Genomic DNA, 12,558 nt, shown 5'->3' with positions numbered 1-12,558 from the left:
CGGTTAACGGCGTCGCAGGGGCAGCGGGGCGCCCATCACCGCGTACGGTTTCGGCGCGCTCGGGAAGAGGACCTGACGCGCGAGATCCACATAGCCCAGCGAGTGGTACAGGCCCCGGGCCGGGCTGTCGGTGTCGATCGCGGAGAGGATCGAGCGGGGCTCGGTGGCGCCGTCGGTGATGGTGGTGATCAGGGCGCGGCCGATGCCGCGGTTCTGGTACCGGGGGTGGACGTGCAGCTCGGTGATCACGAACGAGGTGTCGAGCCAGTCGTCGTGGCCCTGGGCGCGCAGATACGGTTCCACGACGGTGGACCACCAGTGCGCGCGGTCGTTGGGCATGCCGTACACGAACCCGACGAGCCGTCCGTCCACGGTGGTGGCGCCGAACGCGCGGGCTCCCGGGTAGGTCATGTGCCGCAGCACGATCTGGCGGCGTACGGCGACCTCGTCGGCGCCCAGCCCGAACGCGAGGGCCTGGACGGCGAGCGCCTCGTCGACGCGGGCGGACAGGTCCAGGGGGCCGATCACAACGTCGTCGACGGTACGAGGCATGGTCGTGAGCCTACAGGGGTACGCGGCGGCGTTCGGCTGCGGGCCGTGTGCGCCTTGCCCTTCAGCGCCCCAAGCACCTGTGGCGGCGCTCAGAACAGGACGCTCATGAACGCCCCGACCTCCTGGAAGCCCACCCTGTGGTACGTCCGCCGCGCGGGGGTGTTGAAGTCGTTGACGTACAGGCTCACCACCGGGGCCACATCGGTCAGCGCATAGCGCAGCACCGCCGCCATACCCGGTGCGGCCAGGCCCGTCCCCCGGTACTCGGGAGCCACCCACACCCCCTGGATCTGGCAGGCCAGTGGGGTCGCGGCGCCGATCTCCGCCTTGAAGACGACCCTGCCGCTGTCGTCGAGGCGGGCGAAGGAGCGGCCCGCGCCTACGAGTTCGGCGACCCGTGCCTGGTAGAGCAGCCCTCCGTCGCCGGCCAGCGGGGAGACGCCGACCTCCTCGGTGAACATCGCCACGCACGCCGGCATGATCGTCTCCATCTCGTCCTTGCGGATGCGGCGGACGTGCGGATCGGGGGCGATGTCGTCGGGCATGCGGTCGGTGACCATGAGCGGCTGGTGGGCGCGGACCTCGCGGGCGGGGCCCCAGCTCGGCTCCAGCAGCCGCCACAACTGGGCGGTGGGTTCGGCGGGGCCGACGATCGAGGAGCAGCGGCGGCCGGTGCGCCGGGCGCGGTCGGCGAAGGCCCGCACCGCGCGCGGGGTGGCGCAGATCGGTACGAGGTTGGCGCCGGCGTAGCACAGCGAGGTCAGCATGCCGTCCTCGTACCAGCCCCACATCTCCCCGCCGAGGCGCCAGGGATCGAGACCCGCGACATGGACGCGGGACGTCACGAAGGCGTTGGCGACCGGCTCGCGGTCGAGGACGGCGAGCGCGGCGTCCAGGTCACTCGGTTCGAGGACCCGGGTGGTCGTCTGCGTCAACACGTGCGGGAGCCTCACCCTTGGGTCTGCTGATCTCCGCACTGTACCTGCCGGATCCTTACCGCGCCGCCCCCGGGGAGCGGCGCGGTGGGACGGCCGGGTCAGCCGTGACCGTGGGGGTGGCCGTAACCGACCTGGATCTCGCCGATCTTGAGCTGCCGGTAGAAGTCCGGGACCGTGGCCGCGGCCCAGGTGGTGGAGACGTCGGCCGGATGCAGCGGGTGCGCAGGCGGTCGCCGAGGTCGATGAACCGGATGCCCCGGGCGCTCTCCAGGACGCCCGCCTTCACCTCACGCCATGTGGCGCCGTCGTCACTGACCGACACCGTGTAGTCCTTGATCCGCGCCGAGTCCTCTTTGTGGCCGAAGGTCTCCCGGTTGTGCGTGGGCGACCACTCACGCTGGTTGACACCGAGGAAGGCGGCCTTGCGGATCCGGCCCAGGTCGAGCGTGTAGCCGGCGGGCAGCACGCCCTTGTTGTCGCTGTACGTGGTGAAGTCCCCGTCGGTGAGCGCGGGTTCGCTCGCCTTGACGAGTCCCGTCGGATAGACGCCTTGGCGGTGTGCGGCCGTCGTCACCTTGAACACGGTGTCGTACGGGTCCCAGTCGGTGATGCCCTTGACGGTGAGCGTCACGCCCCCCTGGTCGAAGTGCAGCCTCCTGCCCGTCCGCAGGTCGGTGATCTGCTCGATGCGGTAACCGTTGTCGCGGATGCGGACCTCGTCACCGGAGGTGGGCCGCGTGGTCACGTGGATGTACTGCGTGGTCGCGGGGCGGGAGCGGCTGACCGTGATGTAGCCGTAGGCGCCGTCGTTCCAAGTGCCGGGCTGCATGCCGCCGTACGTGAAACCGCCGCCGTACACGCCGTGCAGGGACTCCCAGACGGGTGGGAGGTAGTCCTTCAGCAGGTCGATGAACTTCTCCTGCTGCGGCGGGAACCTGCCGTCGACCATGGCGGTGAAATCCATGAGGGACAGCACCGAGCTGCCCGCGTCGGCGACGTACCGGTCGACGTTGAGTCCGGTCGACACCGGCCGGTCCTGGCCGTCGTACCACCAACTGCCCGTGTCGGGGACCTTGTAGCAGGATTCCGCCAGGCGCGGCATCGGGGTCCAGATAGCCGAGGGCTGGTCGTACGGCGGGGTCATCCCGGTCTTCTGCTCGTGGGACACCATGTCCATGATCGGGGTGTCCTCGACCTGGAACTGTGGGACGCCTGTCGTTCCGCAGGCGGGAGGGTGAGCGTTCTCGTGCCGGAGCCCCGTCACCGAGCGGTGACGGGGCTCCGGTCGAACGGGCGCGAGCGTCAGCCCGCGACCGACACCGACGGCTCTCCGGAGGCCGCGCCGTCCTTCTGCATCTGCTCGGCGAGCTTCATGGCCTCCTCGATCAGCGTCTCCACGATCTTCGACTCGGGGACGGTCTTGATGACCTCGCCCTTGACGAAGATCTGGCCCTTGCCGTTGCCGGAGGCGACGCCGAGGTCGGCCTCGCGTGCCTCGCCGGGGCCGTTGACGACGCAGCCCATGACGGCGACGCGCAGCGGGACATCCATGCCGGTGAGGCCCGCCGTGACCTCCTCGGCCAGCTTGTAGACGTCGACCTGGGCGCGGCCGCAGGACGGGCAGGAGACGATCTCCAGGCCGCGCTCGCGCAGGCCGAGGGACTCCAGGATCTGGATGCCGACCTTGACCTCCTCGACCGGAGGCGCGGACAGGGAGACACGGATGGTGTCGCCGATGCCCTGCGACAGCAGCGCACCGAAGGCGACCGCCGACTTGATGGTGCCCTGGAAGGCGGGACCGGCCTCGGTGACGCCCAGGTGCAGCGGGTAGTCGCACTGGGCGGCGAGCTGCCGATAGGCCTCGATCATCACGACCGGGTCGTTGTGCTTGACGGAGATCTTGATGTCCCGGAAGTCGTGCTCCTCGAAGAGGGACGCCTCCCACAGGGCGGACTCGACGAGCGCCTCCGGGGTCGCCTTGCCGTACTTCTGCAGCAGGCGCCTGTCCAGGGAGCCCGCGTTGACGCCGATGCGGATCGGGGTGCCGTGGTCCTTGGCGGCCTTGGCGATCTCCTTGACCTTGTCGTCGAACTGCTTGATGTTGCCCGGGTTGACGCGGACGGCGGCGCAGCCGGCCTCGATCGCGGCGAAGACGTACTTCGGCTGGAAGTGGATGTCGGCGATCACCGGGATCTGCGACTTCTTCGCGATCGTCGCCAGCGCGTCGGCGTCGTCCTGGGTGGGGCACGCCACGCGGACGATCTGGCAGCCGGACGCGGTCAGCTCCGCGATCTGCTGGAGCGTCGCGCCGATGTCCGACGTGCGGGTCGTCGTCATCGACTGCACGGACACCGGTGCGTCTCCGCCCACCGCCACCGGTCCGACCTGGATCTGCCGGCTCTTCCGGCGCTCGGCGAGCTTGGTCGGAACGGACGGCATGCCGAGTGAAATCGCAGTCATCTGCTGTGCAACCCCAAGTTGTGGATCAAGGTCCGGTCCCGGAATCGGCGGGCTCCAGGCTCCGAGATTACGCCACGGGTGCGAACACCAGCACATCACCGTCCGTAAACCCACCCAATGGGGGGCGGCCGGGAAGACAGTCTTCCCGGCCGCCCGAACTCCTCGTGGCTACGAGATTTTCACCGGGTTAACGACGTCCGCGATCAGGACCAGGATCGTGAAGCAGATGAACACACCGGCCACCACGTACGCCACCGGCATCAGCTTCGCCACGTCGAAGGGCCCCGGGTCCGGGCGGCGCAGCAGCCTGGCCAGGTTGCGGCGCAGCGACTCCCACAGGGCGCCCGCGATGTGGCCTCCGTCCAGCGGGAGCAGCGGCAGCATGTTGAACAGGAACAGGGACAGGTTGAAGCCCGCGACGAGCATGAGCATCATCGCGATCTGCTGGGACGGCGGGATGTCGAGGGTGAAGACCTCGCCGCCCACCCGGGCCGCGCCGACCACGCCCATCGGGGAGTCCGCCTGGCGCGGGGCGTTGCCGAAGGCCGCGTCCCACAGGCCGGGAATCTTGCCGGGCAGGGAGACGATCGACTCGACGCCGTTCTCCATCATGTCGCCCATGCGCTGCACGGACTGGTCGAGGGACTGCTGCACGATGCCGGTGGCCGGGGTGAAGCCGAGGAAGCCGGCGTAGACGTACTTGCCCTCGACATAGCCGCCGTTGCCGTCCGTCTTGCTGACCTGGTTCTTGATCAGGTGGGCGTGCAGGTCGACCGTCCGTCCCTTGCGCTCGACGGTGATCGTGACGTCCTTGCCGGGGTTGGCGCGGATGTCGGACTGGAGGGTGGACCAGTCCTTCACCTGCTTCCCGTCGAACCGGACGATCTCGTCACCCGGCTTCAGCCCGGCGGCCAGGGCGGGCGCGGCGGGGTCGCCCTTCTCGCACTTGGTGCGGTTCTCGCTCTGCTGGATGACGCAGTCGGAGATCTTGGAGACCGTGGTGGTCTGGGTCTGGACGCCGAAGGTCATCATCACGCCGAGGAAGACCACCACGGCGAGGATCAGGTTCATGAAGGGACCCGCGAACATGACGATGACACGCTTCCACGGCTTGCGCGTGTAGAAGAGCCGCGTCTCGTCACCGGGCTGCAGCTCCTCGAAGGACTGTGCCCGGGCGTCCTCGATCATCCCGCGCCACGGCGAGGTGGAGCGGGCCTCGATCCGGCCGTCGGGGCCGGGTGGGAACATGCCGATCATGCGGATGTAGCCACCGAGCGGGACCGCCTTGACGCCGTACTCGGTCTCGCCCTTCTTCCGTGACCAGATGGTCGGGCCGAAGCCGACCATGTACTGCGGCACGCGGATGCCGAAGAGCTTGGCCGTCGACAGATGCCCGAGCTCGTGCCACGCGATCGAGAACAGCAGGCCGACCACGAAGACGACTATGCCGAGGATCATCATCAAGGTCGTCATGCACGAGCCTCCGCCGTTGCCGTCTGCGCCGTCAGTTCCCTGGCCCGGGCGCGCGCCCAGGTCTCCGCTTCGAGGACGTCCGCGACGGTCAGGGAAGTTCCCCGACGAGGTGTGCCGTGCTCCTCGACCACCCGTGTGACCGTATCCATGATTCCGAGATACGGCAGGCCGCCGTTCAGGAACGCGTCCACGCACTCCTCGTTGGCCGCATTGAACACGGCCGGGGCCGTGCCCGCGAGCTGCCCGACGTGCCGGGCGAGTCCCACCGACGGGAACGCCTCGGTGTCGAGCGGGAAGAACTCCCAGGTCGACGCCTTGCTCCAGTCGAAGGCGGGTGCTGCGTCGGGCACCCGTTCGGGCCAGCCGAGTCCGATGGCGATCGGCCCCCGCATGTCGGGGGGCGTCGCCTGCGCCAGGGTCGATCCATCCGTGAATTCCACCATCGAGTGGACATACGACTGCGGGTGTACGACAACCTCAATGCGATCGAAGGGAATGTCGTACAGCAGGTGCGCCTCGATGACTTCCAGGCCCTTGTTGACGAGGGTCGCGGAGTTGACCGTGATGACCGGGCCCATGGCCCACGTGGGGTGGGCGAGCGCGTCCTTGGGCGTCACGTTCGCGAGCTCCGCCTTGGTGCGGCCGCGGAACGGCCCGCCGGAGGCGGTGACGACGAGTTTGCGCACGTCGGCCCGGGTGCCGGAGGCGAGGGCCTGGAACAGGGCGGCGTGCTCGGAGTCCACCGGGATGATCTGGCCGGGCTTGGCCAGGGCCTTCACCAGCGGGCCGCCGACGATGAGCGACTCCTTGTTGGCGAGCGCGAGCGTGCGGCCCGCCTCGAGGGCGGCGAGGGTGGGTGCGAGGCCGATGGAACCGGTGATGCCGTTCAGGACGGTGTGGCAGTCGGAGCCGGCGAGCTGGGTGGCCGCCTCGGGTCCGGCGAGTATCTCGGGGAGCGCCTCCCCCGGCCCGTACCGTGCGCTCAGAGCCTCCGTCAGGGCCGGTACGACGTCCTCGCGGGCGACCGCGACCGTGCGCACGCGCAGGCGGTGGGCCTGCTCGGCGAGCAGTCCGACGCGGCCGCCGTTGGCGGAGAGCCCGGTGACGCGGAACCGGTCGGGGTTGCGCAGCACGAGGTCGATGGCCTGGGTGCCGATCGAGCCGGTGGAGCCGAGGATCACGACGTCCCGCACTCCGTCCACGCGGTCGAAGACGAGATGGGGGTCGGCAAGAGGGGCTGGGCTGTCGCTCATCCCTCCATTGTTGCGGTACGGCGGGGCGGGGAGGACAGGGTGCCCCCCGGGGTTGCCTCGTTCGGCGTGTGCGGGCCGGAACCGCTCGGCGGGTGCGGTCGGTCTGCCTCTCGCCGCGACACCGCCGAGCTGCGGGGGCGACCGTGCTGCGCTGCGACAGCGGCTCGGAGACCAGCGCGTCGGTCCCCGGCCGGGCTGCCCGGTGGCTGATGCCCCCCAGGCAGCCCGGAGCCGTCCGTCACCGGATCGGCCGGTGCACGTTCTCCCGTTCCGACGGACCCGGCGTCGCCTCCGCGATCCAGGGGCCGTCTCCGGACGGGTCGATGATCCCCTGCTCCAGCCACTCGTACGTGCCGGTCAGCACGCCCTTGACCACCTTGCGGTCCAGGTCGTCCGTGTTGGTCCACAGGCGGTCGAACAGTTCGTCGACACGGATGCGGGACTGCCGGCAGAAGGCGTCGGCCAGCTGGTAGGCCTCGCGGCCGTGGTCCCCGGTCCTGCGCAGATGCTCGGCGCGTACGCAGGCCGCGGCCATCGCGAACAGCTCGGCACCGATGTCCACGACCCGGCCCAGGAAGCCCTGCTTGGTCTCCATGCGGCCCTGCCAGCGGGACATGCCGTAGAAGGTGGAACGGGCCAGCTTGCGGGCGCTGCGCTCGACGTAGCGCAGGTGCCCCGAGAGGTCCACGTCCCGGCGGAACTCCCCGAACGCACCGGGGACCTGTCCCTGTCCGGCGAGCAGCTTCGGCAGCCACTTGGCGTAGAAGACGCCCGCGTTCGCGCCCGCCCTCGCCTTGTCGGACAGGGACTTCTCCGGATCGATCAGGTCCCCGGCCACCGACAGGTGGGCGTCGACCGCCTCCCGCGCGATGAGCAGGTGCATGATCTCCGTGGAGCCCTCGAAGATGCGGTTGATGCGCAGGTCGCGCAGCATCTGCTCGGCCGGGACGCCCCGCTCGCCGCGGGCCCGGAGGGATTCCGCCGTCTCGAAGCCGCGCCCGCCGCGGATCTGGACCAGTTCGTCGGCCATCAGCCAGGCCATCTCGGAGCCGTACAGCTTGGCGAGGGCGGCCTCGATGCGGATGTCGTTGCGGTCCTCGTCGGCCATCTGGGACGACAGGTCGACGACGGCCTCCAGGGCGAAGGTGGTCGCCGCGATGAAGGAGATCTTCGCGCCGACCGCCTCGTGCAGCGCGACCGGTTTGCCCCACTGCTCCCGGGCCGCCGACCATTCGCGGGCGATCTTCAGGCACCACTTGCCCGCGCCCACGCACATCGCGGGCAGGGAGAGCCGGCCGGTGTTCAGCGTGGTCAGGGCGATCTTGAGACCCTGGCCCTCCTCGCCGATGCGGTTGGCCGCCGGGACGCGCACGCGGTGGAAGCGGGTCACGCCGTTCTCCAGGCCCCGCAGACCCATGAAGGCGTTGCGGTTCTCGACGGTGATGCCCTCGGAGGCCGACTCGACGACGAACGCGGTGATGCCGCCCCGGTGGCCCTCGGACTTCGGCACCCGGGCCATGACGACCAGCAGGTCGGCGACTACGCCGTTGGTGGTCCACAGCTTCACCCCGTCGAGGACGTAGTCGTCGCCGTCGGGGACGGCCGTGGTGGCCAGGCGGGCCGGGTCGGAGCCCACGTCCGGCTCGGTGAGCAGGAACGCGGAGATGTCGGTGCGGGCGCAGCGCGGCAGGAACGTCTCCTTCTGCTCCTGCGTGCCGAACAACTTCAGCGGCTGCGGTACTCCGATCGACTGATGCGCGGACAGCAGCGCGCCGATCGCGGGGCTCGCGGAGCCGACGAGGGCGAGTGCCTTGTTGTAGTACACCTGGGTGAGGCCGAGACCGCCGTACTTCGTGTCGATCTTCATGCCGAAGGCGCCGAGCTCCTTGAGCCCGGTGATCGTCTCGTCGGGGATCCGGGCGTCGCGCTCGATACGGGCGCCGTCGATGTGCGTCTCGCAGAAGTCGCGCAGCTTGGCGAGGAACTCCTCACCGCGCTGCACGGCCTCGTCGGCGGGCGTCGGGTGGGGGTGGATGAGGTCGAGCCGGAAGCGGCCGAGGAACAGTTCCTTGGCGAAGCTGGGCTTGCGCCAGTCCTGCTCGCGCGCGGCCTCCGCGACCTGGCGGGCCTCACGCTCGGTGACCGTCGGCTTGGGAGTGGGGGCTGTTGGTGCGGTCATGAGGCTCACCTCGCCGCGAGTCGGGATGTTTGGGGCGTACACCGCTCAAGGCGCCGCACGGTGACCAAGGGTGCCGTACGGCGATCTTGCGGGCGTACGTTACTGACCGGTGCTACTCGATCGTTGGTACCCCGATCCGGGCAAGGTCACCAGTCCTCGCGCAGCGACCGGCCGCGGAAATACGCTCAGTCGACGCCCACCGGGCACGCCTCGCTGTCAAACCGGGTACGGCTCGGTGCAAGTCGCCCGGCACCCCCGAAGTCCTTGCGCCGGGGGGCCTTCCGGGGGGACGGTTCGGTTACGCCCGTTCAGTGGCCGCCCAGGAGCCCGTGAGCCCGCCATGACCGTCCCCTGAATTTCGTTTTGCTGTCGAAGCGCTTCGACAGCCTATGGACAGCCCACTCACGCCGAGCTACTGTCGATCCACCCTCACACTTCCCTGTTCCACGACGCGCGCACTGTCGAAGCGCTTCACTCACGCTTGGAGAGCGGATGGTCACCCTCGCCGAGGTCGCCCAGCACGCCGGAGTGTCGGCGAGCACGGTGAGCTATGTCCTCAGCGGCAAGCGGTCCATCTCCGCGACCACCCGGCAGCGGGTCGAGCGGAGCATCCAGGAGCTCGGCTACCACCCGAACGCCGGGGCGCGCGCCCTGGCGAGCAACAAGTCGAACATCATCGCGCTGATGATCCCGCTCCGCACCGACATGTACGTGCCGGTGATGATGGAGATCGCCATCGCCGTGGCGACCACCGCGCGCGCTCACGGGTACGACGTCCTGCTGCTCACCGGCGAGGAGGGCCCGGACGCGGTGCGCCGGGTCACGGGCAGCGGCCTCGCGGACGCCATGATCCTCATGGACGTCGAACTGGACGACGAGCGGCTGCCCCTGCTGCGCGAGACGGACCAGCCGTCGGTGCTCATCGGCCTGCCCGCCAGTACCTCCGGACTGACCTGTGTGGACCTCGACTTCGGGGCGACGGGCGCGCTGTGCGCCGAGCACCTCGCGGTCCTCGGCCACCGTGACATCGCTGTCATCGGCGAGGCGCCCGCCGTCTACGAACGGCACACCGGCTTCGCGGAGCGCACCCTCGACGGCCTCAGGTCCCGCTCCCGGGAGCTCGGCCTCAGGGTGCTGCACCGCCCCTGCGAGGGCGGGTACGACGCGATGGCCGTGACGCTGGCCCGGATCCTGGACGAGCGGCCGGGGACCACCGGGTTCGTCGTGCAGAACGAGTCCGCGGTCGAGCCGCTGCTCGCGCTGCTGCGCCAGCAGGGCCGGGCCGTCCCCGAGGACGTCTCGGTGATCGCCGTGTGCCCGGACCAGGTCGCCACCCAGGCGTCGGTGCGGCTGACGTCCGTCGCCATCCCCGCGCAGGAGATGGGCCGGCGCGCGGTCGAACTGCTCGTCGCCAAGCTGGACGGCCACGGCACGGACGAAGTGGTGCTGCTCGCACCGGAGCTCACGGTACGGGCGAGCACCGGCCCGGCGCCGTCCGCACCCTGACACCGCGGCCGGCACCGCACCCCGCGCCGGTGCCCGCCGGGCACCCCACGCGTACTCCTCGCAGGCGCCTCCCGTTCCCGGCGCCCGAAGTCCCAGGCACCTTCCTGTCTGCACCCCTCCAGGAGCACCCACCGTGAATCAGCCTGCCGAAAGCCAGCCCGAGGTCAGCCTCGCCCAGTCCTCCCCCACCGTGGGCACCTTCCGCGAGCGGGACGGTGCGCTGGAGTGGAGCGGCCGTCAGGAGACCGTGCGCATCGAGCCGTGGGGGCCGGACGCCGTGCGCGTGCGGGCCCGGCTCGGCGGTCCGGTCCTCGACGGGCTGCCGGGCGCGCTGCTCGACGAGCCGCCGGCCGCCGGAAGCAGCGTCAAGATCGAGCAGGGGCGCGGGCGGCTCACGGTCGGCGCGCTCACGGTCGACGTGGACGCCGAGGGCCTGATCCGCTTCCTGCGCACGGAGGACGGCGTCGAGCTGCTGGCCGAGGAGCGCGCCCACTTCTGGTGGCCGGGCCCGCGTCTGTACACGGCCGTCGGCAACGGCCACCACCGCCTGGAGCAGCGTTTCGCCGCGTACGACGACGAGAGGCTGTACGGCCTGGGCCAGCACCAGCACGGGCGGCTGGACCAGAAGGGGCTGGTCGTCGATCTCGTCCAGCGCAACGCCGAGGTCTCCGTCCCGGTGCTGACCTCCAGCCGCGGCTACACCCTGCTGTGGAACAACCCGGCGATCGGCCGGGTGGAGCTGGCGGGCAACGGCACCCGCTGGGTGGCGGACTCGGCGCGCCAGATCGACTACTGGATCACCGCGGGCGCCCCGGCCGAGGCGCAGCGCGCGTACAGCGCGGTCACCGGCCGCACCCCGATGCTGCCCGAGTGGGCGGCGGGCTTCTGGCAGTGCAAGCTGCGCTACCGCACCCAGGACGAACTCCTCGCTGTGGCCCGGGAGTACAAGCGGCGCGGTCTGCCGATCGACGCGATCGTGTGCGACTTCTTCCACTGGACGCACCTGGGCGAGTGGAAGTTCGACCCGAAGGAGTGGCCGGACCCGGCGGCGATGGTGCGGGAGCTGGACGAGCTCGGCATCAAGCTGGTCGTGAGCGTCTGGCCGTCCGTGTCGCCGCTGAGCGAGAACCACCCGGTGATGGAGCAGCGCGGCTACTTCATCGGCACCCAGTACGGCCCGACGGCGCACGCCGACTGGCCGGACAAGGAGGTCGCCTCGACCGTGCAGGTCGCCTTCTACGACGCCACGAACCCGGACGCCCGGGAGTTCGTGTGGTCGCGGGTGAAGGAGAACTACCTCGACGCCTACGGCATCAGGGCGTTCTGGCTGGACGCCTGCGAGCCGGAACTGAAGCCCGGCTTCCAGGAGAACCTGCGCTACTGGGCGGGACCGGGCCTGGAGGTCGGCAACATCTACCCCGCCGAGAACGCCCGCACCTTCTACGAGGGCATGCTCGCGGCCGGTGAGACGGACGTCGTCACCCTCAACCGCTCGGCGTGGGCGGGCAGTCAGCGCTACGGCGCCGCCCTGTGGTCCGGCGACATCGGCACCGACTTCGCGACCCTGCGCCGCCAGATCGCGGCCGGCCTGAACACCGCGCTGTCCGGCATCCCGTGGTGGAACACGGACATCGGCGGCTTCCACGGCGGCGACCCGGACGACGAGGGCTACCGCGAGGTGATGGTCCGCTGGTTCCAGTTCGGTGCGCTGTCCCCGCTGATGCGCCTGCACGGCTTCCGCGACCCGGGTATGCCGCTGGGCCCCGAGATGACCGGCGGGCCCAACGAGGTCTGGTCGTACGGAGAGGAGGCCGGCGCGATCCTGGAGAGGTACCTGCGGCTGCGCGAGCGCCTGAAGCCGTACGTCCTGAAGGTCATGCGGCAGGCCCACGAGGAGGGTCTGCCGGTGATGCGGCCGCTGTTCCTGGAGTTCCCCGGGGACGAGCGCGCCTGGCAGGTGGCCGACGCCTACCTGTTCGGGCCGGACCTGCTGGTCGCCCCGGTGCTGGCGCCGGGTGCGACGACGTGGACGACGTACCTCCCGGCCGGTGCCCGCTGGAAGGACGCCTGGACGGGCGAGACGTACGAGGGCGGCGCGTCCGTCACGGTCGACGCACCGCTGGACCGCATCCCGTTGTTCCTGCGGGACGGGGCCGAGCTGCCGATCGCGGAGTGAGGGCCGGGTGACGAACGTGCG

9 protein-coding genes are annotated in these 12,558 nt (G+C 70.4%); 2 read left to right on the top strand and 7 right to left on the bottom strand.

Annotated elements, in window-relative coordinates; genetic code table 11:
• Window positions 1–3: 3 nt before the first annotated feature.
• From ACFYZE_RS25560 to ACFYZE_RS25530, 7 genes are all read right to left on the bottom strand, one after another.
• Window positions 4–552: a GNAT family N-acetyltransferase gene (locus tag ACFYZE_RS25560; RefSeq protein ID WP_388998433.1), complete on the bottom strand. Its 549-nt coding sequence runs from the start codon at window positions 550–552 to the stop codon at window positions 4–6.
• A gap of 89 nt (window positions 553–641) precedes the next feature.
• A complete protein-coding gene (locus ACFYZE_RS25555; RefSeq protein ID WP_388998431.1) occupies window positions 642–1,490 on the bottom strand; it encodes a GNAT family N-acetyltransferase in 849 nt (282 codons plus the stop codon).
• A 55-nt stretch (window positions 1,491–1,545) separates the two neighbouring features.
• Complete coding sequence (locus ACFYZE_RS25550; protein ID WP_388998428.1) at window positions 1,546–2,667, bottom strand: hypothetical protein; 1,122 nt, start codon at window positions 2,665–2,667, stop codon at window positions 1,546–1,548.
• A gap of 125 nt (window positions 2,668–2,792) precedes the next feature.
• Window positions 2,793–3,950 (bottom strand): flavodoxin-dependent (E)-4-hydroxy-3-methylbut-2-enyl-diphosphate synthase, encoded by a 1,158-nt coding sequence (ispG, locus tag ACFYZE_RS25545; protein ID WP_103845339.1) that lies wholly within the window; start codon window positions 3,948–3,950, stop codon window positions 2,793–2,795.
• Between the two features lie 168 nt (window positions 3,951–4,118).
• A complete protein-coding gene (locus ACFYZE_RS25540) occupies window positions 4,119–5,423 on the bottom strand; it encodes a M50 family metallopeptidase (RefSeq protein ID WP_388998425.1) in 1,305 nt (434 codons plus the stop codon).
• Window positions 5,420–6,676, bottom strand: coding sequence for a 1-deoxy-D-xylulose-5-phosphate reductoisomerase (gene dxr, locus ACFYZE_RS25535; protein WP_388998422.1), 1,257 nt, complete (start codon window positions 6,674–6,676; stop codon window positions 5,420–5,422). The genes ACFYZE_RS25540 and dxr overlap by 4 nt, the downstream gene beginning before the upstream one ends.
• 238 nt (window positions 6,677–6,914) lie before the next feature.
• A complete protein-coding gene (locus tag ACFYZE_RS25530) occupies window positions 6,915–8,855 on the bottom strand; it encodes an acyl-CoA dehydrogenase family protein (protein WP_388998420.1) in 1,941 nt (646 codons plus the stop codon).
• Window positions 8,856–9,347: 492 nt separating this feature from the next.
• Here ACFYZE_RS25530 and ACFYZE_RS25525 point away from each other — a divergent pair, with 492 nt between their 5' ends.
• The gene (locus ACFYZE_RS25525; RefSeq protein ID WP_388998417.1) at window positions 9,348–10,361 is read left to right on the top strand and encodes a LacI family DNA-binding transcriptional regulator; all 1,014 of its coding nucleotides are present in this window, start codon (window positions 9,348–9,350) and stop codon (window positions 10,359–10,361) included.
• A 133-nt stretch (window positions 10,362–10,494) separates the two neighbouring features.
• On the top strand, window positions 10,495–12,537 hold the full coding sequence (locus tag ACFYZE_RS25520) for a TIM-barrel domain-containing protein (RefSeq protein WP_388998414.1): 2,043 nt from the start codon (window positions 10,495–10,497) through the stop codon (window positions 12,535–12,537).
• The last annotated feature ends 21 nt before the right edge of the window (window positions 12,538–12,558 follow it).

It is taken from the genome of Streptomyces sp. NPDC001796 (assembly GCF_042892355.1).
Classification (GTDB): Bacteria; Actinomycetota; Actinomycetes; order Streptomycetales; family Streptomycetaceae; genus Streptomyces.
The sequence above is the reverse complement of the archived record's forward strand: the minus strand, read 5'-3'. Positions and strand labels throughout refer to the sequence as shown.